We start from the raw sequence: 22,617 nt of genomic DNA, 5'->3' as shown, positions 1-22,617 counted from the left end.
TTGTTGTTTGAGAATAGACGCACGATTTGACATAATAGAGATAGATTTTTGTGTTTGTAAGGCAATGATCTATATATATATTGCCTTACAGATTTTTTTTTGCTCACTTTTTCAGTGCCATTGGACTAAAGTCCTTACTACGAACCTATTTTATTTCTTGTTTTTCTTATTACTTCGCGTTTTTCGCGCCTTCGCGGTTCGTTAAATAAAGATTGTTAGCCTAAAAAAACAGTTTAAACAATATTTTTGCCCGATCGCTCAACCAGCACATCCAACATCACCTGCACCAACTTATCGGGCTCTACAGGCTTAGAAATGTGGCGCTGGAAGCCCGCAGCCAAGGCTTGCCGGTAATCAATTTCTCCAGCATAAGCCGTGAGGGCGATCGCAGGCACCAATCCGCCCTGCTCTGGCGGCAGAGCTCGCACCTGCCGCAGCAACATATAACCGTCGGTGTGAGGCATTCCAATATCGCTCAACAACACATCCGGGACAGACTGAGTTAACACAGCCAAAGCAGCGTCGGCGCTAGAAACTGCTGTCACGCTGGCGCCACAATCCTCCAGCACAAACACCACCAAATCTCGCGCATCGGCATCGTCATCCACCGCTAACACCCGGATACCGCTGAGATTGAAGGATGACTCCGGCGCAGTCTCGGCAGGAATTGTCGCAGGTTGTAGGGGCATCACAGGTATCCTGACGGTAAATGTCGCGCCTTGTCCTTCGCCGAGGCTGTCGGATTTGACTGTGCCGCCGTGGAGTTCGACGAGATGGCGGACGATCGCCAATCCTAAACCCAATCCGCCAAATTTGCGCGTAATCGTGCTGTCTGCTTGCCGGAAATAGTCGAAGACGTAGGGCAAAAAATCAGGCTCAATGCCTTTCCCCGTATCAGTTACAGTAATTTTGGCGTCGTTGTCAGCGCGATCGAGCTTGACGGCGATTTGGCCTCCGGAGGAGGTGAATTTGACGGAATTTGACAGCAAATTCCAGACTACCTGCTGAAGTCTGCCCGCATCGCCCAACACTCTTGCGACATTTGGTGCAAATTCAGTGGTGATTTCAATCGATTTGACTTGGGCCGACAAACGCACCGTTTCAATCGCCGCGCCGATCGCCCCAGCTAGATCCACAGGTACAATATTCAAGCTGACTTTGCCTTGCAGAATCCGCGACACGTCGAGCAAGTCTTCGATGAGTTGGGTTTGCAGTTTAGCGTTGCGCTCGATCGTTTGTAGGGCGTAACCCTGCTTTTCCGGTGTGAGACAGTTCGATTGCAGCAGCTTTGCCCAGCCCAGAATCGGGTTTAAGGGAGTCCGCAATTCGTGGGACAAAACAGCCAAAAATTCGTCTTTGACGCGGTTAGCGCGTTCTGCTTCCTCCCTGGCTGCTTTTTCCAGAGCTAGCAGGCGTTCTCGTTCCTCTTCTGCATTGAGGCGATCGGTAATGTCGGTGTTGGTACCGCACCAGCGCAGTACCTTGCCTTGCTCGTCGCGCATCGGCACGGCGCGAGAGAGAAACCAACGGTAAGATCCGTCTGTACCGCGCAAGGGGAAAGTATCTTCCCAAGCTTCGCCTCTTTCAATGCAGCCCTTAAATTTTGCCACAACGCGATCGACGTGTTGGGGATGGTGAACCTGCTGCCAGCCCCAGCCTTGCATTTCTTCGAGGGTGGTGCCGGTGTAGTCAAACCAGCGCTGGTTGTACCAGAAAATCCAGCCCGTGGCATCTGTCATCCAAGCCAACTGGGCAATGTTGTCAGCTAAAGCCCGGAACCGATCTTCGCTTTCGTGCAGCTCTTGCACGGCTCGCGCGTGCAGGATCAGTGTCCAGAGGCGAGCCACCACTTCTTGCATCAGCGAAACTTCATCAGGCTGCCAGTGCCGCACCTCCTGTGATAGCACCACCAAAACAGCCACCCAGCGCCCTTCCTGAAGGCAGGGAACATCGACTAAAGCGCGAATGCCAAGACCCCCGTAGTTATCGACAAAATGCGCTGTCTCCTGGCAATTAGCGATATCTGGGATGACAAGTGTTTGACCTGCCAGAGCCAGAGCTTTCAATTCTGGGGTCTTAAAATCTGAGATTTGATAGGTACCGGCGACGCTGGCAAGCCCCGGCTGATGCCAGTCTCGATCGACAATTCCCTGTTGGGCTGTGGCGTCGATTTCATGCCAGATGCAGCGATCGACCTGTAAATATTCTCCCAGACTGCTCGTGGCTTCCCACAACATTTCTGCGGGGTTAGATTGCTGGCGCAAGCGGATTTCCAGCCCAGAGAGAAACTGCTCGTTGAGTTGGACTCTTTTGCGATCGTGAATATCGGTATTCGTGCCGATCCACTCGACAATCTGATTCCCGGCGTCGCGAATTGGCACGGCGCGGGACAAATGCCAGCGTTCCATTTCGTCGGAGGCCCGCCGCAGGCGGAACTCAACTTGATAAACTTCTCCGGTGATTTGACATTCTTGCCAGCGGGCAAAAGCTTCTGCCAAATCCGACGGCGGCACCAGGGACTCCCAATTGTTTTGAGCGGCTTCCTCGTAAGACATTCCCAGATATTCCGACCATTTTTGGTTGGCAAAGCGAAGTTCCCCGGCGGAGTCTACGTTCCAAATCAGGTGGGGCAGTGACTCTGCTAGGAAGCGGAAGCGGCGATCGCTTTCTGCTAAGCTTTCTTCGGCTCGGAAGCGATCGTCAATATCAATGCCAATCCCCACCCATTGCACCACTTGTCCCGCTTGGTTTTTGACAGGTACAATTCGGGCGAGATGCCAGCGGTAGGTGCTGTCAAACCTCCGCACCCGACATTCGAGTTCGTAGGCGCTCCCTGCTTGAATCGCCTGATGGCGGGTGGCGCTGAGTGCTGACAAATCGTCAGGATGAAATATGTCTAACATCGTCGCAGTCACGGGCAATTCAGGCATCCAGCCCGTGTACCTTTGCCAGTGCTGGTTGCAAAACTCTAACCTGCCGTCGGCGGTGTTGCTCCACATTAATTGCGGCACGGCATCGGCCATGGTGCGGTAGCGATTTTCGCGATCGCGCAGCGCTTCTTCTATTTGCCGGCGCTCGGTTTTGTCTTGCATGATTTTCAGGAAACCTTGGACTTCGCCGCCGGAGTCGCGCAGGGGCATCACCAGCCCGCTGCCCCAAAAGCGGCTGCCGTCTTGGCGGAGGTGCCAGCGTTCGTTTTCTCCTTTTCCCTGAGTCAGGGCTGCGTGCATTTCTAGTTCCGGCTTGCTCGCAGCAGAGTCTTCGGGGGTGAAGATAATTCGTCCGTGCTGCCCGACAATTTCGGCTTCAGCATAGCCCAGCATCCTTTCGGCGCCTGCGTTCCAAGTGGTAATGTATCCCCCTGTGTCGAGGGTGATAATGGCGTAGTCTTTGGCGCTGTCGAGAATTAACTGGAGGTGGGTTTCGCGATCGCGCAGTGCTGCTTCTGCTTGTTTGCGCTGGGTGATGTCTGTGGTGAAGCCGACTATTTTGGTCGCTTCGCCTTGCTCGTTGCGGATCGTGCAGCCACGCTCCCAAACATCGATCCAGCGCCCGTCTGCGTGGCGGATGCGGTACTCGTTTTCGTAGCGATCCTGTTTTAAGATTGATTGTATCCCTGGCTGGATGCGCGTTACATCGAGGGGAGCGATGCGTTCTTGCCACCACTCTGGTGTTGGCGGTGCATCTTCGGCGCGGACGCCGACGAGCGAGTAGAGCCCCTGGGAACGGTAAACTGAGTTCGATGCCAAATCCCACTCAAACACGATACCGTCGATCGCCCTTGTAGCTAACTCGAAGCGCTGGTTGCTGGCTTGCAAATCAAGTTGGGCGATTTTGCGATCGGTAATATCAAATACTACTCCGACAAACCGCACTGCTGCGCCTGCGCTGTCGTAGAAATAGCGCCCGAACACGTTCAACCAGCGGATTTCTGCATTGTCTGCGCGCACTATCCGATATTCGACGGAGTAGAGCGATCGCGTTTCCCGAGCTGTTTTAACTGCGTGCAGGACTTGTTTTAAGTCATCTGGATGCACGCAGTTTTTCCAGACTGCGATCGTAGTTTCGCCGCCCGATGCCGGTTCGCAGCCGAAAATTTTGAAATGGTTCGCAGACCAAATTACTCGATTGGTTGGTACGTCTAGATCCCAGGTTGCCATGCCCGAGCCTTCGATGGCGACGCTCAAACGTTCTTCGCTTTGAGCGAAGGCGGTTTCTGTTTGTTTGCGATCGCTGATATCTGTCAGCGATCCGACGGCGCGCACCGGATTGCCCGACTCGTCCCAAATTGCGCGCCCTCTGGCTAAAACCCATTTGTAGCGCCCGTCAGGACACAGGATGCGGTACTCGCAGCCGTAATGGGAGGTTTCTCGATCCAAGTGCTGCTGCCAAGTGCTTTCCATTCTCTCCACATCATCGGGATGAATCCAACTTAAATATTGGCTGAATTCTGTAAATTCTTCGCGCCTGCGTTCCAAAATCTCTAAACAGCGATCGCTCACCACATAACAATTTGTTTGCAGGTTGCGATCCCAAATGCCGTCGTTGTTGCCCTGTAGGACTAGCTGCCAGCGTTCTTCGCTGGCTCGCAAAGCTCGATCGGTGCGATCGGCGCGATCAATTTTTAAAGCGGCAACGGCAAAATCTGCTAGCGCGATCGCGATCCGCAAATCTTCGGCATCGAACTGGCGAGCATCGTGAGAGACAATCCAGATTGCTCCCAGCGGTTGATTTTCCGATCGCAGCGGCACGACTAACGCTTCGGCGATCGGCATTTCGAGCTGCTGCAACTCGCTAAAGTATTGTTCTGGATGCAAGTAAAGCTGGGGAGTTTGCAAGTCTAAACCTGCTCCGCCGCCAAGGAATGTCCGGGGTATGTTTGTGTCTTCTGCGGCTGCCCACGCACCCGCTAAGGCTTCCCAGATCCATGTTTGTTCCGAGCTGACATTTTCTGGTGACACACAGACTCCGACGCTGCCTGCGCCGCACAAATCTTGGGCGATCGTCGCGACTGTTTTCAGCAGCGTTTGGGGCGATGTGGCTAGTTGTCGGGCCAGCGTTTGCAGCGCCCGATTTTCCGATTGCAGATCCCGAGAGCGAGGGATGCGGCGCGACAGTTCCTCGGCGATCGGAATGTCGGCTACATTAGTTTGTGAGTTTTGCCAAGGTTCCATCAATGTAGTCGTCTCTGCGTCTTTCGGTCTTATCGGGCGATCGTTCTTTTAGCGCAGAATTGAACTATCTGCTATATGGTATTATCTACCCACAGACAGAATCATTTATCTATCTTTGGAATTACTTTTGAGTTTTCGGCTACATGATTGCCTTGTTTGCCTTGGCTCTTGCCTCCACAATATAACAGCTTTCAATTCTCTAAAATACAGGACACCGTACTGCCGTGTCCCTACGCAATAAATACAGGACACGGCGCTGCCGTCTCCTACCAGAAAATCTGTACTTATATCAAATAAAAACCACAATATGCACAATTTTATTCCCGAATCGCGCTTTTTTCCATATCTGACTTGGACAGAGATTCAGTCGATGCCGGACAAGGAAAATACTGTGATAATTCAGCCGCTAGGTGCGATCGAACAACACGGCCCCCATTTGCCTTTAATCGTAGATGCGGCAATCAGCGCAGCCATTACTGGCAAAGCGCTGGCAAAGTTAGATGCAAGTATTCCCGCTTACGCTTTGCCACCTTTGTACTACGGCAAATCGAACGAACACTGGCATTTTCCCGGGACAATTATCCTCAGCGCCCAGACACTTTTAGCCGTAATTGGCGAAATTGCAGACAGTATTTATCGGGCAGGATTTCGGAAATTAGTGTTGATGAATGCTCACGGCGGACAGCCGCAGGTGATGGAAATTGCGGCGCGGGATATTCATCAAAAATATCAGGATTTATCGGTGTTTCCGCTGTTTGTTTGGCGGGGGCCGAATGGTGGCTGCCCAATTACTAACTGCGAAGGAGTTAGAATTGGGAATTCACGCCGGTGATGCGGAAACGAGTTTGATGTTGTCAATTTTGCCCGAACAGGTGAAAATGGATCGAGCAGTTTGCGAATATCCGAGGGATTTGCCTGCTGACAGTTTGCTGAGTATGGAAGGTAATTTGCCTTTCGCTTGGCTGACGCGAGAGTTGACACAAAGCGGTGTGTTGGGCGATGCGACTGTGGCGACGAAGGAAAAGGGCGATCGAATTCTCGAATCTCTATCAGACGGCTGGGCACAAGTTATCAAAGATGTCTACAAGTTTCGACAGCCGGGAAGTAAGCTTTAGATGTTCAAGGGGGAGAGTGGGAGAGTGGGAGATGGGGAGATGGGGAGATGGGAGAGTGGGAGATGGGGAGAGTGGGAGATGGGGAGAGTGGGAGAGTGGGAAAATAGTCTCTCTTCCTTCTTCCTTCTTCCTTCTTCCTTCTTCCTTCTTCCTTCTTCCTTCTTCCTTCTTCCTTCTTCCTTCTTCCTTCTGTTAGAAAAATCAAAAATTGTTCTAATCCGTGTCAAAATGATTTTAAGAAATTTTCTAAGTTGGAAAACTAACGATGAGCGTAAATCCTAAATTGCAGCGCGCATTTGAGCAAGGCCGCGCCCTGAAAATTATCAGCGGTTTAAATAATTTTGATGCAGCCAACGTTGCGGCTGTTGTCAAAGCAGCGGATCTCGGCGGTGCTTCGTTTCTCGATATTGCAGCCGATCGCGATTTGGTATTGATGGCAAAACAGTTGACAAATTTGCCAATTTGTGTATCTGCTGTGGAACCAGAAAAGTTTGTCGCTGCGGTAGAAGCCGGCGCTGACTTGATTGAAATTGGCAACTTTGATGCTTTCTACGCCGTAGGGCGCCGCTTTGAAGCTGAGGAAGTTTTGGAGTTGACTCGCCAAACGATCTCGCTATTTCCGAAGATCACGCTTTCTGTAACAGTTCCCCACATTTTGACCCTCGACAAACAGGTGCAGTTAGCAACCGAATTAGTCAAAGCTGGCGCTAACATCATCCAAACCGAAGGAGGCACCAGCGCCCAACCAATCCACCCCGGAACTTTGGGATTAATTGAAAAAGCAGCGCCTACTTTAGCCGCCGCCTTTGAAATTTCCCGCGCCGTATCAGTCCCCGTACTCTGCGCTTCCGGCATCTCCAGCGTCACCGCACCGCTCGCTATTGGCGCAGGCGCTGCGGGTGTTGGCGTCGGTTCTGCTGTGAGCCAACTTAACAGCGAAGTGGCGATGATTGCTGCTGTTCGCAGTTTAGTAGAAGCTTTGGCAAAAGTCGAGCGATCGCACTTTGCTACTTCCATGTAATTAAGAAGGAAGAAGGAAGAAGGAAGAAGGAAGAAGGAAGAAGGAAGAAGGAAGAGGGAAGAAGGAAGAAGGAAGAGAGAAGTTCGACAGCTATCAATGTGGGGCATCTAGCGGATAGACTGAAGTGGGAAGAAGGAACATAAATTCTTCCCCTCTCTCCCTCTCCCCTCTCCCAATCTCCCTCTCTCTCCATCTTCCCAGGCTTCAATAGCTGATATACCACAGGGAATAATCATACAATAACCGATGGTTTGGAGAGATGACATCAACACATTGTAACTGTGCTAAAGGCAAGACAAACTTTTGGCGATCGCTCACGCGCTGCACCTTGGTAAATATGCCATATTCGCGAACCACAAAATCATCTAACTGATTAATTGTAAAATTATCAGTATAAGAAGGTTGAGTTTTTTTGAGTTTTGCATATTCTTTTTTGCTGCCCGAACCCATGGTATATTCTTCTTCCCATTCAAACTCTTCTATCGCCGTAACCTGGCACGGAATTTTCAGATTTTGCTTGAGATACTCTAGATAGTTGCCTAAGTTCTCAATACTAACATTAATATTTTTGGTTCCCAAAATTTTGCTGGCTTTCTGTGCAAATTGCTTTTCGTTAAATAAGCTAGTTTCAGGTATATGGGGAAACATTTCTAAATTTACCCCGCCTCTCAATTCCGGTACTTCGGCAAGCAGGCGCTGCAAGTCGCCCTGCGGTTTCGGTCTTCTGCCTGCTACAATGGTTTCATCAAGCTGAACTGAAGGAAGTTCGGATTCTGAAACAAGAGATTTGCTTTGATTTGGGCGATCGTCAAATAGAGACTTGTTAACTTTAGGCTTGTTAAATTTAGGCATCGCTCGCTCTCGCTGTATCGGTTTATCAATAAAGTATATCTTGACATAAGTACATTCGTGTTTGACAAATAGGAGGAAACTTTGATGCAATTACTGAAATCGCCTGATGAATCGGCAGTCTATCAAGGCCAATTCGGCGAGTTTACGATTACTCAAAGCGATCGCACGGGAGTGCTGATCTACCGCGCTGGATTGGGGGTGGCGGCGCTGTGTTTGGCGCTGGGTGCTACTCTGGTGCTGCAACAGGGCGACAACCCAATGGCAATTCAAGCTGTAACGCCTGTTTTTGCTTGTTTCTGGATAGCTTTAGGCGTTAGCTTGGCAACAATTCACATTTACATGATTGCGCTGCACCGCACGTTACAGGTGTTTTGGGCGATCGGCGGCGCTGCTACATTGTTTGTCACCTTACAAAGCAATGAACCTTTGGCTTTAGCAGTGTACGAACATCCAGCAACTTTGTGGGGAATTGGCTTTAGTTTTGCCGCTTTGAATGGCATCTTTTTTAAGGAAGCTTTCTGTTTTAACCGTTTAGAAACTAAGTTTTTGACTCCGGGAGTTCCGCTGTTAATTTTAGGACATATTTTCGGGTTTTTGACGCCGGAAAACGAACAGTTGCTGCTCGGACTTTGGGCGATTTTATTCATCATTTTTGCTGTACGCAAGTTCTTTCAACCTATCCCGCAGGATATTGGCGATAAGAGCGTTTTTGAGTATCTCAAACACAAATAGTAGAAAAGGTTCGGCAGCGGATTTTGTAGCGGATGTAACGGATATAACGGATGTAACGGATTTAATTGTGCAGCCGAAAGTTGGGTTTCTGGGATTTATTTCTATAAGTTCAGTTTGCGCTCGCACTCCAACTCAAGAAACCGGGTTTTTTAGCGAATATGGGGGCTATACAGGTTGTTTCGGAAAAAACCCGGTTTCTTGCCACTTGTGCGTAAATCCTCAAGAATTTGATTAATATGAATTTTAGAAGGATGCGAAAACCTAAAATCAAAATTAGCCTAATCCGCCGCCGAGAGACGTGGGCGATTACCTGGCAAGGTTGGGTAATTGCGATCGCCAGTTTAATCATTACAATGACATTCATCATCACCAATATTCATCCATTTTTGGCGGTAAATGCGCCGATTAAAGCAGATATACTGGTTGTGGAAGGCTGGTTGCCGGATTATGCAGTCGAAAGTGCGATCGCCGAATTCAAAAAAGGTGGATACCGCCAATTGGTGACAACCGGGCTTCCTGTCGGTAAAGGCTATTACCTCGCTGAATATAAAAATTATGCTGAACTAACCGCTGCGACTTGTATTGCGCTAGGATTTGATAAGGACAAAGTGGTGGCTGTACCTGCACCGAGTGTTGTGAAACACCGCACTGCTGCTTCTGCGATCGCCCTTCGAGATTGGCTGGCTACTTCCCCCCTCAAAGTTGACTCAATTAATCTCTATTCTTTTGGGACTCACGCCCGCAGAAGTTGGATGGTTTTCAAAGAAGTCCTGCATCCTGAGATTAAAGTCGGGATAATAGCTGCGGTTCCCCAAGATTATAACCCGCAGGAATGGTGGAAGTCAAGCGAAGGTTTTCGGACTGTGACTGGAGAAATCATTGCTTATATTTATGCCCGTTTTGTCGATTGGAAAGCATAAATATGGTTCGTAGTGAGGACTTTAGTCCGCAACAAAAGAAAGGACTGAAGTCCTCACTACCAACCTTAATCTGGTTCGTAGTGAGGACTTTAGTCCGCAAGGAAATAAAGGACTGAAGTCCTCACTACCAACCTTAATCTGGTTCGTAGTGAGGACTTTAGTCCGCAAGGAAATAAAGGACTGAAGTCCTCACTACTAACCTTAATCTGGTTCGTAGTGAGGACTTTAGTCCGCAACAAAAGAAAGGACTTCAGTCCTCACTACTAACCTTAATCTGGTTCGTAGTGAGGACTTTAGTCCGCAACAAAAGAAAGGACTTCAGTCCTCACTACTAACCTTAATCTGGTTCGTAGTGAGGACTTTAGTCCGCAACAAAAGAAAGGACTTCAGTCCTCACTACTAACCTTAATCTGGTTCGTAGTGAGGACTTTAGTCCGCAACAAAAGAAAGGACTTCAGTCCTCACTACTAACCTTAATCTGGTTCGTAGTGAGGACTTTAGTCCGCAACAAAAGAAAGGACTTCAGTCCTCACTACGAACCTTCAAAAAATGATAAAATTATTCTCGGATAAATTGAGGGCAAGTCTTTGCTAGAAGAACGCGCTTACTGGTTAGCATGGTCGCAAATTAGCGGTATCGGGCCGATTTTGTTGCAAAGATTACACCAACATTTCCCTAGTTTGGCAGATGCTTGGACGGCAAAACCAGTAGATTTGATGCGAGTCGAAGGGTTTGGCAAGCAGACAATAGAAACGGTTGTGCAAGAACGAACCCAACTCAATCCCGAAGAATTTTTCGAGAAACATCTTATCAAAAATCCTTGTTTCTGGACGCCCGCAGATCAAGATTATCCCAGCTTGTTATTGGAAATTCCTAATCCGCCGCCGGTGCTGTATTATCGGGGTTTAGTTGACCTCAAAGAGAATCGCGGAATTACGCCAACGGTGGCAATTGTGGGGACTCGCAGTCCTTCGGAATACGGCCGCCGCTGGACTCGCAAATTTAGCACGGCTTTGGCTAAAAACGGTTTTACTATTGTTTCGGGATTTGCTGCGGGTATTGATACTGAGGCTCATACAAGCTGTTTGGAGGTGGGAGGGCGGACTTTGGCTGTTTTTGGTACTGGGGTTGATATCGTTTATCCTAAGCCAAATGAGCGGTTGTACGATCGCCTGTTGCAGCAGGGACTGGCAATTAGCGAATATCCGGCGGGCACTCAACCGAATAAAACTAATTTTCCGCGCCGCAATCGGATAATTGCGGGCTTGAGTCGCGCTACAATTGTGATTGAAGCTCCGCAGAAGTCCGGCGCGTTAATTACTGCTTATCAAGCTAATGATTTTTGCCGCGATGTGTATGTTTTGACGGCAAGATTGGATGACGAGCGATCGTTTGGATGTTTGGAATTGTTGAGTAAAGGTGCTCATCCGATTCTCCCGAGTAGCGATCGACTCTTAAGCGAAGACCGGTTGCTGGAAATGCTCGGAGCCATGCCAAAATTGGACAGCGCGCAGCAGTTATCGCTATTTCCGACAAATCCAGCCCCTGAAAAACCAGAGCCGCCCTTGGATGCGGAGTTGGCTGTAGTGTTAAAAGCTGTGGGTTCGGGGACGAGTTCTCTTGATACAATTGTGGAGGCTGCGGGATTGGAAGCGGGAACGGTTTCTGGTATTCTTTTGCAGTTGGAATTGTTGGGATTAGTTTCGCAGTTACCCGGTATGCGCTATCAGCGGTGTTAATTAGTAAGTAACATCAATGATTTAAAATAATTCAACAGTATTTGTAGGGTGTGTCGCCATGAAAGATATGTAAATTTAATGAATTTTTCTATAGCGACGCCCCTTAGATGATAGTAAAAAAACAGTAATTCTTTCATGCAGACCATGTTTAAGGTGCGCCACTATCAGTATTTGTATGGTATGTCGCCATAAAAAATATCTGGCATTTAATCGACTTTTCTATTAGCGACGCACCTGAGACGATAGTTGAAAAAACCAGCCGATTTTTGGGTTTCACCGATGAGTAAGGTGCGTCGCCATCAGACTGTCGAGTTGCTGACTGCGATTTTATAGAGCGACACACCCTACGGATGCTGAAGAATAGTTTCACCGATGAGTAAGGTGCGTCGCTATCAGAATGTCGAGTTGGTGACGGCGATTTTCTATGGCGACACACCCTACGGATGCTGAAGAATAATGAGGACTAAAGTCCTCACTACGAACCTTTAAAACAATCCGAAATTAATCGCGCTAAGGCTTCTGCCGCCCGCAACTGAGTTGATAGTAGCTAAAAGCTCCCCTGTTTGGATCAACCGAATTAAAGTTTTACCTCGATCCTCAGTAATCGTCAATTGCCCGGAAACCAACCCGTCAGCCAATACTAATACGTCTTCACCAAATGTAAAATCCGTAATAACATCACTCCCAGAGTTCGCAGCAATTACAAATTTATTGACTCCTATTCCTCCTGTCAAAGTATCATTTCCAAAACCGCCATTCAGGAAATTATCTCCTTTGCCACCAAACAAGATATCATTACCATCGCCACCTAGCAAAGTATCATCTCCTTGACCGCCAAACAAGATATCGTTACCGCCAGAACCCAGCAAAGTATCGCTACCTTTGCCGCCGAAAAGAGTGTCATCCCCAAAAGCGCCGTCTAGGGAATCATTGCCTCGCAAACCGTATATCGCATCATTACGATTGCTGCCGGTGAGGGTGTCATTGCTATTTGTACCCTTGATTATATTTGGGGAATTGGTGAGCAAATTGGCGTCGCCGATGAGTACAGGAACCGCAAGGCTTGTCGGCAAGATAGCGGATTGAATTTTGCTATCTAAAGCAGCACCAGTATTGTCGGTAACTAGCTGGGAAATAAACTTTGTTCCGGCACCGACTGCTTTGAAGTCTTGACTGGTTGCGCCCAAGGCTACTTGTTGGGCGCGGGCCACGGCTTGGGGAATTGATGTTGCTATTGGGTTGGTGAGAGCGAGATCGATGCGCTGATTTGCTGTTGCCATTACTGTCGCTGCTTGCTGGGTAATTTGGGTGACAGTTTCAATTTTGAAACTGGGGTCAATCTGCTGTATTTTAGCAGCGCTTTGCTGAATTATTGGTTCTAAGGCCGCTGGATTGCTGAGATTTAAGACTGAACCGGATTGAATTTTATCGCCCATTGAACTGACAACAGCTTTGACAAGATCGTGATTGGCTGCACTGGATGCACCGTCAATCAAAGCGACTGTTTGAGTGATGACGTTTTGGACTTTCACCATGGCCCCTAAGACTTGGACTCCGCCTGGCTGGTTGTTGTTGGTAGCGAGGATGGGGTCTAAGGTGGTCAGGTCAACATCAGCGGGGAGTCCTAGGGCAGCTTTGACTAAAGATTGCGCTGATTCTGGTGTAGTTCCTTTATCTATTAAGTCGGCGATTAAGCTGGTTAATAGGGTGACGACACTGGAATCGACAGGTGCGGTAACTGGGGTTTCTAGAGGTAATCCGGTGGCGGTGTCAATGCCTCCAATTGCAACTAAATTGCCTTCTTCGGGGTCGATTTCTCCGTTTTTGTTTTTGTCGAAAATATCGAAGGGGATGTTGAGATTATATTCACCGTTGGCGTCGGTAATTGTTGATGGTTCGTTGGGATCTTTGATGCCGTTTTTGTTGGCATCGAGGAAGAGATTTGCACCGGAAATGTAGCCGTCGATAACTAAACCCGTGCTGCTAAATGTCAGCAACATACCGTCATCGTCGCTAGCACTAAGACCAGCCCTGTCTGTAGCTTTTAACTTGATTCTTAACTCCTGCGCTCTGGGGCTTGTGCCGCTCAGGGTACGGGTATTTTGATTAAACGTGAGCCAGCTTGGTAGGGGACTGCCATTCATCAGAGTGGCTGTGTAGGTGAGCTTGTCGCCGGGAAGATCCGGGTCTGTAAATGTGTTCGCCGGGAACGTGTAGGTGAATGTGGATGAGTTGCTTACTGGTAGAAAGTTGTAATGCCACGGGCTGGTTGTGGGGCCGTAGTTGAAAACTGGTGGTCGGTTGGGGACTATAGTAAATTCGCCTTCTGTGGCGAAAGGTGAACCAGCCCAAGCTGTGTCGATCGCCTGCACGCTCCAGTAATATGTCTTTGGAGCCAAGTCTTTCAGTTGCCAGCGGGTGTTTTGATTGACATTTCCCAGCCCCACGAGTTGCCGAGTTCCATCGGCAAGAGACATCGGGGAAAGAATATCCTGGCCCCCTTGTGTAGTGCCAACTCGCAGGTTGTAGCTTAAACCATTAGCAGGAGTTTGAGCATCAGTCGCTTTATTCCAGTTGAACGTAACTTCTGGGCCCGAAGCTACAGCCGTCAGCCCTGTAGGTGCGGTGGGAGGAGTGTTCGCTTTAGGGGTGTTGTTGTGGAAGACTTTGGTGGATTGGTTTGCTACCAGAATATCGAGTTTACCATCCCTGTCGTAGTCACCCCAAGTGGCAGAACTGGGTAGACCAAGCGGCTGACTGTCTATCTCTACACCGCTCTCAAAGCTATCGCTGCTTCGACTGCTAGTATTACGGTAGATTTTGGTTATGTACTTTCCTGCTTCTTCGTCCCGACCTGTTAGCAGAATGTCGAGTCTCCCGTCATTGTCGTAGTCTCCCCACGTGGCTTGAGCAGCATACAAACCAGGTATTTGCACACCACTGTCGTAAAAGCCTTTAGGATCGTTGATGCTGGTTTGATTGCGGTAAACTTTGACAATAGGTTTTCCTTTCCCATCCAGGCTTGTGAGTAGGATATCGAGTTTGCCATCGTTGTTGTAGTCTCCCCAAGCAACCGAAGAGACAAAATCCGTCTTGAAACCGTTGACGGTATCTGTCAAACCGGGAAATTCTAAGCCAATGTCACTGAAAGCGCCATCGCCCAAGTTGCGATAAACTTTAGCGGTTGGCCAGTTTTTGGAATCCGGCACATTGAGCAGAACATCAAGTTTACCGTCGTTGTCATAGTCCCCCCAAGCGACAGCATTGCCACTGGGTGGTAGTGACTCCCCCGTGGGGAGCGCTCCGAGATTTTGAAAGCTGTATTGACCGTTGACAGTGCCTTCGTTGCGGTAGAGTAGAGTGCTTATCCTTGAACTATTTGGGCCAGTTCGCAAGATATCGAGACGACCATCATTGTTAGAATCTCCCCAAGTCACGTAGGAATCTTGTGGGTAAGCATCAGGTAGTGTTGTTTCAAAGGCAAAGTCATTACCTTTGTTGCTGTAGATTGTTCTGCTTTCAGCATTACGACCCCAAGTGTTGTTGTATTCGTAGTTGCTCAGCGCAACATCCAGCCGCCCATCATTGTTGTAATCTCCCCATGCTGAGTTACTACCTCGCAAACCTTTTCGATTAGACTCGCTAAAGCCATATTCGCTACTCCCGCTGGTGTTGTTGTAGATTCGAGTGTTTTCGTAGATTGCGTTACTTCCGAGGATATCCAGTTTGCCGTCATTGTTGTAGTCTCCCCAGATGGCTGAGAACCCAACAGATATCGGCGGAACCTTCGTGTCGCTGAAAATTGCAGCATCCGAAATTTGCACTGTGGCAGAGCTTTGGGTGCCAATATAGGCATTCTGCAGATTGCTAATCTGAAACGCAATTTCTTCTGTTCCCTCAGCTATAGCATCGGGTAAGATGTCAATTGTTAAAGTTTTGCTATTTTCGCCTGGGTTAAAGGTGATATCAGGAGAGAAATTGGGGGAAAAGTTCCAATCTGCTCCCAAAGTTGCTGAACCAATAGGAGGACCTAGGTAGACCCTGGAAATGTCGTTTAGATCCCCAGTGCGAGTGAGAGTAATTTGTGCCTGAACAATTTCTGTGAAACTTTCATTGACTTTATAAGTAGCTTGGGAAAAACTTACCGTGGGAACACTCAAAGGCCGATCGACATTTCCGATAGTTTGCGGCAGATCGATCGATAGGGGTCGATCATTACGTTTCCCAGAGTCGTCAAATATCCGAGATATCGGCGTCGGAGTTGGAGTTGGAGTCGGAGTCGGCGTAACAGATGTTGGAGTCGGAGTCGGCGTGACAGATGTTGGAGTCGGAGTCGGCGTGACAGATGTCGGAGTCGGAGTCGGCGTAACAGATGTTGGAGTCGGAGTCGGCGTGACAGATGTTGGAGTTGGAGTCGGCGTAACAGATGTCGGAGTCGGAGTCGGCGTAACAGATGTCGGAGTCGGAGTCGGCGTAACAGATGTCGGAGTCGGAGTCGGCGTAACAGATGTTGGAGTCGGAGTCGGCGTAACAGATGTTGGAGTAGGTGTCGGCGTGACAGATGTCGGAGTCGGAGTCGGCGTGACAGATGTCGGCGTCGGAGTTGGAGTCGGAGTCGGCGTGACAGTTGTTGGCGTCGGAGTTGGCGCTACATCATTATCAGTAATCGCCACCGCGACATTCGGAATCCCAACAATCCCGTTATACTTAGTATCAGCACTCGCAGCCGTATGAGAAATAGTCCCTGTGTGATTGCCTTCAACAACCGTATCGTCCGTAGCCGTGACTGTAACTGGTTTCGCCACATTCCAGTTAGTAGAGTCAAAAGTAATAGAGCCGATCGCATTTATTTGATTCCCAGTACCGAAACTAATCGTCACAGGTGCCGTCGGCTGCGAAGTAAGTTTAAGGCTGTACGTGCCAGTAGCACCGCCTTCCGTAGCAGTTGTACTCGTCGGTGAAATAGTCACGCCTGCTGTATCGTTGTCAGCAATCGTGGCCGTCACAGGAGAAATCGTCAGGTTGTTATACTTGGTATCCGTGCTGACAGACTTGTGAGCGATCGTGCCACTGTGAGTTCCTTGGGCTATGCTGTCATCGATCGCACTCACAGTCACATTTTGAACAACTTTCCAATTAGCAGGTGTAAAAGTGATAGGTGCGATCGTACTAATTTGAGTCCCCGCATCAAAATTAATCGTCACAGGTGCAGTAGGTGCGCTAGTCAGAAGCACGCCGTAGGTATCCGTTGCACCGCCTTCAGCAATATTTGTACTGCCGGCAGATTGCACGATCGACACACCGGGACTATCGTTATCAGTAATCGATGCCGTCACATTGGGAATCACTTTGCCACTATAATTCGCATCGGTAGTGGTAACTGTGTGAGTGATCGTCCCTGTGTGCGTTCCTTGTGCTACATTGTCGTCGATCGCAGTGACAGTGATAGTCTTTTCGAGATTCCAGTTAGTGCTGTCAAAAGTAATCGGTGTGGCGATCGGGCTAATTGCATTGCCAGTATTAAAGCTAATGTTAACGGGTGCCGTGGGTTGTGCAGTTAGTTTGACTTTGTAACTGCCAGTTGCGCCGCCCTCTGTAGCAGTGATGTTCGTAGGTGCAACGGTGAAGCCGGCAGTGTCATCATTTACGATCGTCATGGTAGCAGTTGCCGTAGTAATTATCGGCGCGCCACCCGGTGAAACAGGATTTGATAGCGTAATTGCGATCGTTTCGTCAGGTTCAACTAATCCATCGCCCAACACATCCAAAGTAATAGTTTTGGCAGTTTCACCCGTTGAAAAAGTGATTTTTCCAGTAGCAGCAATTGCTCCAGAAGTGCCACCGATATTATTGTAGTCGCTGCCATTAGTTGCAGTTCCGGCGATACTATAATCTACCGTACTCCACAGTTCCGTGCTGCCATTGCGAGCGATCGTAAATGTTGCTGGAGTTTTGCCAGAATTGCCTTCGAGAATGCTAGGAGTATTGGCGGCAATAGTATAAGAACTATTCCTGTCCAAGATAAAAACTTTAGCTTGACTGCCACTAACGGCAGTGCCACCTGTAATTTTGCCAAAGTTTAGAACAATTTGTTCGTTACTGTCAACGATATTGTCAGCTTTGATAGTGACTGCAATATTCTGGGTGAGAGTAGTAGTGTTAGCAGCAAAAGTCAGGGATGTAGTTGAAAGAGTGTAATCAGCACCTAAAGTAGCTGTGCTGCTGGGGTCGATGACAATTGGTACAACGACATCGCCGAAAGAACTGCTATTGGTGATAGTAACCGGGATATTGAGTATTGTGTCGGTAGCGCCTTCATTGACATTGTAAGTACCATTTCCTTTTGCACCTACAAAACTTACCTTACTGGGTGTATTGAGCAGCACCGAAACAGTGTTATCTGAGAAGTTCGTTGCAGCAATATCCAGCGCCCCATCTCCATCAATATCCTTCACCACAACGGAAACAGGCCCCACCACAGGAAAGTCAATAGCAGTGCTAAATTGACCATTGCCTGTTCCCAACAGAACTGAAACGGCTTTAGCTGTACCGTTTGTCACGGTCAAGTCAGACTTGCCATCGCCGTTGATATCTCCGGCAGCCAGGAAACTTGTATCTACTGCTAGATTGGGAGCAGCGGTAAAACTTCCAGCGCTTTTTTGTAACAGAATTGAGACGTTTTTAGAGGTAAGATTAGCTACAGCCAAGTCGTCTGTGTTGTCCGCATCAAACTTCCCTACAGTAATAGAATACGGCCCAGTTCCCACTGGGATAGTTGGCCCATTAGTAAAGACTCCTTTGTTGTCTGCCAACAGAATCGAAACTGTGTTACCTGTGCGATTGGCGACAGCCAAGTCGTTTTGTTGACCGCCGCCATCAAAGTCGCCCACGGTGATGGAAGTGGGCTGTATTCCTACCAAAAGGTTTTTAGGAGCAGCAAAAGTCCCGTCGGGATTTTGCAACAGAATTGAGACGGCGCTATTAGTATTAGGTACGCCGGTGGCGCGAGTAGTCGCTATGGCTATATCTTGCCGACCGTCACCATTAAAATCTGCCGCAGCAATGTAATTAGCAAAAATCTTCGAGTCGAAAGATAGATTGACGGGAGCACCTAAACCACTACTACTCCCAAAAAACATTGATACAGAACCATTGCCATTATCCACAACCAAGTCGTCATAGTTATCTGAGTTAAACTTGGCTATGGCAAGTGCTGCACTCCCCTTGGGCAAGTTAGTAGCAGTGTTAAAGCCACCGGTGGTATTTCCTAACAGAATGGATATGCTAGAAGTGCCGCCTCCGGGAGCGTTACTATTCGCCACGGCTAAGTCTTTGATGCCGTCGCCGTTAAAGTCTCCGACATCAACCAAGACGGGATTTGAACCCACAGGGAAGTTGCTAGCTGCCTTGAAACTATTCAAAACGTATTCATAACCCGCTAACACTTCGGGTGCAAATACCAGCGGTGTCTTAATTTCCCCGGTTGTTGCTTCGAGTTTCCAATCGCCACCTTTTGTCGCGCTTCCCGTGAGGTTTTTGGAAGCTGCAACATTGGTATTTGTGAGTTGGGCGATGCGCTGGATGAAAGCAAAACCATCTCGATCCAAATCTACATCTAAATCTCTGGCTGGTTCCCCGGTACCGCCGGGGAATGAATTCCCCGTCTCATAGCGCAAGTCCTCTGAAGAGGACTGAATAAATGAGTTGTTTTCAGTCGGTTTCAACCGACTTGCGCTATGAGACGGGGGTTTGAACCCCCGGCGGACTTTCGGGCAAATCCGAAGTGCTGATGCCACATTACAACCATAAATCAGAATGTCCGCGCCTTGTGTGAAAGCACTGGGCCACTGCCGCAATTTCTCGGAGTAAGCCTCTACATTGTCTAAACTCAAGCTACCGCTACCCAGTTGCAAGCGGCCGGGAGTGCCGTGAGAAATGATGTGGATGCTGTCAATATTTGTGCGATCGGCTAAGATTTGAGTAATTTGGTCGATCGCATCCTCGTTCCCATCCAACACTACAACTTCCGTACCGGGTGTTACCCCAGACACCAAACTTTGATAATTTGGTACTTGACTGTCGATAAAGGCGATCGAACTTCTAGAAACTTGAGTATTTAAATTTGGCATAAGACACCTATTTATAGCGAAAAAAAGACAATAATTTCCCTATTTCGCGACTTGCGTCCGAAACTATTCCTGAAGGTTGTAGCAACCATAACAGTCTTTCAAGAGAATATATGTAAAGTTTTGCTTAAAAATATCTGTTTAAGTAAAGTTTTGATGAAGATGGGGAAAATTATTAAGTAATATTGCGGAAGATCGATTGTGCCGTGTCCCTACGGGCTCTATCGATGTGGCGTGTACTTCATAAACGTGGAATCTGCTGTATGTGCGATCGGGGCTTTATTTCTGAGCTAATATAGCATCATAATCACCATAAGTCCCTATCCAAAAGCATACAATACCTTCAGATTTCTCAACTCCCAGGGCTCGGTAACTATCGCCTACTCGCACCGATTGTAATTGCTTTCGCCTGCCAACTTTTTTTAAATGCAGCGAAGGGTGATATGGATCGACTTTGAGTAATTCATAATTTTTATCGGCTAAGACTTGTATTTCTTTAGGTAGCTGGTGATAGCAGTGCCAAAAACGCGGTAAAGTCAGATGCTTCATAACACTTTAGCCAATCCAGCTTCATACTCTGCATCAACTTCATCAAGTAGCGCATCTAACCGCCCATCCTCCAAATCCTCTTCAATTTGCCGATCCCAGACTTGTTGGCGATACTCTATCAGCCAAGTAGTTAACTCCGATAGTTCTTTAACCGACAAGTTCATAATTACTGTTTCAAGTTCTTTGACGCTCATACATTTTGCCACATCATTATACGATCAGTATACCAAATTATTTAAGGGCGATCGCACTTATTTCAAACCCGAATCAATCTCAGCCAAAAGCCTCTGGGCCTCCCCGCACAAAGCAGCGTGACAGCAACCATTACTCGCCAACAATCCCCCCCACTGACTGACATCTCCTCGGTTATATTGCAAAGCAGAACCATCAAAACGAGTAAATTGACCGCCCGCCTCGGTCAAAATCAATTCCGGCGCCGCCAAATCCCAATCCTTCGGCGCAGACTTCCCCGAAAGCGCAATATAAACATCAGCTTTTTGTTCGACAATCGTCGCAATCTTGCAGCCGATGCTACCGACAGCCAGTTGATTTTGGCAGGGAAATTTGTGCAATAATCGATTTAGGCGATCGTCCCGGTGACTGCGACTGGTTACTATAGATAAATCTGCCACTATATTGCGTGCAGAAACCTGCAATTTCACCGCAGAACCCCCGCGACTTTCCCCAAAAGCACCAGCATCGCGGATGGCATAATAAATCTTTTGTTGTTGCGGCCAAGCCACAACGGCTAATACGGGTTTCCCCTCGAAAGCTAAAGCAATATGAACGGCAAATTCACCAGTTTTATCAATAAAATCGCGCGTTCCATCCAAAGGGTCAATAATCCAAACCCAAGATTGAGGTAAAGGAACTTTGCCGCAAGTTTCTAAATAACATTTGTAAGTTTCTTCGCTGAGATAGCCAAATTCTGCATTCCCTAAAACTGACTGCAATTCATCTAGGATGTAAGAATTTACAGCGACATCCGCAGCCGTAACAGGCCCGTCTTTTTGTTCTTGAATGTCGAGGTTGGGAGTATTGGCATCAGGGCGATAATAGGATTGTAAAATATCTGCGGCACCCCAAGCAACTTTTTGGGAAATTTCGCTTAATTCTTCGAGACTTTTCATGTTTTAAACCGCAGATAAACGCTAATTAACGCAGATAGATATTAGTATTTGCAAGTTGTCAACTGACAACAGTCAACAGTCAACTGTCAACTGTCTACGACCAATTAATATGAGGATATTTCCATTCATAATAATTGGGAAACACAAAATTAGTAAACGAAACCGAAATACTCACCTCTAGCGATTTTACATGATGCCACCAACCGACAGGAATAAAGATAACTTCTCCGGGTTCCAAAATCACCTCAATGATTTTCGCATCTCTGTAAAGCGGATATTTATCGTAGTCAGGATTTTCGCCGTCAACCTTGCTGAAAACTCCGACATGATTGTAAAGCAGAGGCGTTTGCTGCGGACAAATCAACTTAATTAGTTTGCGTCCCGATACCTGTGCTAAAACTAAGTTAACTGGGTCGTGGTGCAGTGGCGTAATTGTACCTTTAGGGCCGAACCAAAAGAAAACTCTGCCTTTTGTATCGTCGGGATTGAGGTATTCTGGGAAAATTTCAAAGTCGTTGAATAGTGGTTTAAATTCTTCTCTTTCCAGAGTTTGGTTGTTAGCAACCATGTAGCAGTCGTTGCTGGGGCCGCCGTTGACAACCATATCTACATACTCGCGGAAGAGAACGGTTTTTTTGTGGTTGTGTACCTTAATTTCGTAATCCGGATCAGAGTTGCGGTTGGCTTGAATTTCTACCGCTGCATCGCCGTATTTTTCCTGCAAATACTCCGGCGTCCACAACTGTAAAGCTTTCCAGTTGTGCATGATGTTGGTGATAATTACCGGAGTATTTTTGGCGTAGTAATTTTCTAGGAAATATTCTCGGGAAAGGCTGCTTTTGCGTTCGATTGCGCCAAACTTGGACGAGAGGGCTGCTAGTTGATTGTTGATGCTGAGTTGCGATTCTAGTTTTTGCAGCAACTGTACATATTGACTACCTGCTTGGAAGTATGGATGAGAGGATATTTTAGTAACTTCTGCGGTTGCTGTTTCGGCATCAATACCTGTATTTATTAGACCTTGAATGATGTCTGCATCTGGTTGATTTAATAATTTGTTTGCCGCCACCCACTGTTTCAGGTTGTCTGGGACTTCTGGCTTGCTTGGCGCTGCTGCGAGTAAATTGGGCAAGTTTTGCGTCAGCCATTCTAGATTAACCTGTTGTTCTTCGGTGAGGGTAATCCGCAAGGGGGGAAGTGTGATAGTTAGGGGTTGGGTGTTAGGCATGATTCGAGTGTTTTGTTTTAGGGTAGTTTGG

The 22,617-nt window shown here is 48.0% G+C and carries 13 protein-coding genes and 1 pseudogene; 6 read left to right on the top strand and 8 right to left on the bottom strand.

The genetic code is table 11. The features are described 5' to 3' along the window. Positions 1-233 precede the first annotated feature (233 nt). Complete coding sequence (locus QZW47_RS08765; protein WP_293126141.1) at positions 234-5,174, bottom strand: PAS domain-containing protein; 4,941 nt, start codon at positions 5,172-5,174, stop codon at positions 234-236. Between the two features lie 307 nt (positions 5,175-5,481). Between QZW47_RS08765 and QZW47_RS08760 the strand changes: the two are divergent. Next, positions 5,482-6,289, top strand: a pseudogene (locus QZW47_RS08760) (creatininase family protein). Positions 6,290-6,293: 4 nt separating this feature from the next. Here QZW47_RS08760 and QZW47_RS08755 read toward each other — a convergent pair. Continuing rightward, positions 6,294-6,494: a hypothetical protein gene (locus tag QZW47_RS08755; protein WP_293126139.1), complete on the bottom strand. Its 201-nt coding sequence runs from the start codon at positions 6,492-6,494 to the stop codon at positions 6,294-6,296. 60 nt (positions 6,495-6,554) lie between these two features. On the opposite strand from QZW47_RS08755, the gene QZW47_RS08750 reads away from it, so the two are divergent. After that, positions 6,555-7,310, top strand: coding sequence for a DUF561 domain-containing protein (locus tag QZW47_RS08750; protein WP_293126137.1), 756 nt, complete (start codon positions 6,555-6,557; stop codon positions 7,308-7,310). Positions 7,311-7,514: 204 nt separating this feature from the next. Here QZW47_RS08750 and QZW47_RS08745 read toward each other — a convergent pair whose 3' ends face one another. Then, positions 7,515-8,162, bottom strand: coding sequence for a hypothetical protein (locus tag QZW47_RS08745; protein ID WP_293126135.1), 648 nt, complete (start codon positions 8,160-8,162; stop codon positions 7,515-7,517). Between the two features lie 84 nt (positions 8,163-8,246). Between QZW47_RS08745 and QZW47_RS08740 the strand changes: the two genes are divergently transcribed. The 4 genes from QZW47_RS08740 to dprA all read left to right on the top strand — a co-directional run bounded on the left by QZW47_RS08740 (position 8,247) and on the right by dprA (position 11,553). After that, on the top strand, positions 8,247-8,894 hold the full coding sequence (locus QZW47_RS08740; protein WP_293126133.1) for a DUF2301 domain-containing membrane protein: 648 nt from the start codon (positions 8,247-8,249) through the stop codon (positions 8,892-8,894). Then, entirely contained in the window at positions 8,872-9,129 is a 258-nt protein-coding gene (locus tag QZW47_RS08735; protein ID WP_293126132.1) for a hypothetical protein, read from the top strand. The genes QZW47_RS08740 and QZW47_RS08735 overlap by 23 nt, the downstream gene beginning before the upstream one ends. A gap of 16 nt (positions 9,130-9,145) precedes the next feature. Then, positions 9,146-9,814 (top strand): YdcF family protein, encoded by a 669-nt coding sequence (locus QZW47_RS08730; RefSeq protein WP_293126130.1) that lies wholly within the window; start codon positions 9,146-9,148, stop codon positions 9,812-9,814. Between the two features lie 587 nt (positions 9,815-10,401). After that, positions 10,402-11,553: a DNA-processing protein DprA gene (gene dprA / locus QZW47_RS08725; protein WP_293126128.1), complete on the top strand. Its 1,152-nt coding sequence runs from the start codon at positions 10,402-10,404 to the stop codon at positions 11,551-11,553. A gap of 485 nt (positions 11,554-12,038) precedes the next feature. Here dprA and QZW47_RS08720 read toward each other — a convergent pair whose 3' ends face one another. The 5 genes from QZW47_RS08720 to QZW47_RS08700 form a co-directional block, all read right to left on the bottom strand. After that, positions 12,039-19,682, bottom strand: coding sequence for an FG-GAP-like repeat-containing protein (locus QZW47_RS08720; RefSeq protein WP_293126126.1), 7,644 nt, complete (start codon positions 19,680-19,682; stop codon positions 12,039-12,041). Between the two features lie 276 nt (positions 19,683-19,958). Then, a complete protein-coding gene (locus tag QZW47_RS08715; protein ID WP_293126124.1) occupies positions 19,959-20,228 on the bottom strand; it encodes a hypothetical protein in 270 nt (89 codons plus the stop codon). Then, entirely contained in the window at positions 20,225-20,422 is a 198-nt protein-coding gene (locus QZW47_RS08710) for a hypothetical protein (protein ID WP_293126122.1), read from the bottom strand. The genes QZW47_RS08715 and QZW47_RS08710 overlap by 4 nt, the downstream gene beginning before the upstream one ends. 57 nt (positions 20,423-20,479) lie before the next feature. Next, a complete protein-coding gene (locus QZW47_RS08705) occupies positions 20,480-21,358 on the bottom strand; it encodes an inositol monophosphatase family protein (protein WP_293126120.1) in 879 nt (292 codons plus the stop codon). A gap of 94 nt (positions 21,359-21,452) precedes the next feature. Further along, positions 21,453-22,586: a cupin-like domain-containing protein gene (locus tag QZW47_RS08700; protein WP_293126118.1), complete on the bottom strand. Its 1,134-nt coding sequence runs from the start codon at positions 22,584-22,586 to the stop codon at positions 21,453-21,455. Positions 22,587-22,617 lie beyond the last annotated feature (31 nt).

The sequence above is a fragment of the Microcoleus sp. bin38.metabat.b11b12b14.051 genome, from assembly GCF_013299165.1.
GTDB lineage: Bacteria > Cyanobacteriota > Cyanobacteriia > Cyanobacteriales > Microcoleaceae > Microcoleus.
Note: the sequence above shows the minus strand (reverse complement) of the source record. Positions and strands in the feature narration are given on the sequence as shown.

Excerpts from the sequence above, each read along its gene's own strand:
- QZW47_RS08740 (WP_293126133.1), top strand. The coding sequence starts at position 8,247 with ATGCAATTACTGAAATCGCCTGATGAATCGGCAGTCTATCAAGGCCAA.
- QZW47_RS08710 (WP_293126122.1), bottom strand. The coding sequence starts at position 20,422 with ATGAGCGTCAAAGAACTTGAAACAGTAATTATGAACTTGTCGGTTAAA.
- QZW47_RS08745 (WP_293126135.1), bottom strand. The coding sequence starts at position 8,162 with ATGCCTAAATTTAACAAGCCTAAAGTTAACAAGTCTCTATTTGACGAT.
- QZW47_RS08765 (WP_293126141.1), bottom strand. The coding sequence starts at position 5,174 with ATGGAACCTTGGCAAAACTCACAAACTAATGTAGCCGACATTCCGATC.
- QZW47_RS08705 (WP_293126120.1), bottom strand. The coding sequence starts at position 21,358 with ATGAAAAGTCTCGAAGAATTAAGCGAAATTTCCCAAAAAGTTGCTTGG.
- QZW47_RS08715 (WP_293126124.1), bottom strand. The coding sequence starts at position 20,228 with ATGAAGCATCTGACTTTACCGCGTTTTTGGCACTGCTATCACCAGCTA.
- QZW47_RS08700 (WP_293126118.1), bottom strand. The coding sequence starts at position 22,586 with ATGCCTAACACCCAACCCCTAACTATCACACTTCCCCCCTTGCGGATT.
- QZW47_RS08730 (WP_293126130.1), top strand. The coding sequence starts at position 9,146 with ATGCGAAAACCTAAAATCAAAATTAGCCTAATCCGCCGCCGAGAGACG.
- QZW47_RS08720 (WP_293126126.1), bottom strand. The coding sequence starts at position 19,682 with ATGCCAAATTTAAATACTCAAGTTTCTAGAAGTTCGATCGCCTTTATC.
- QZW47_RS08750 (WP_293126137.1), top strand. The coding sequence starts at position 6,555 with ATGAGCGTAAATCCTAAATTGCAGCGCGCATTTGAGCAAGGCCGCGCC.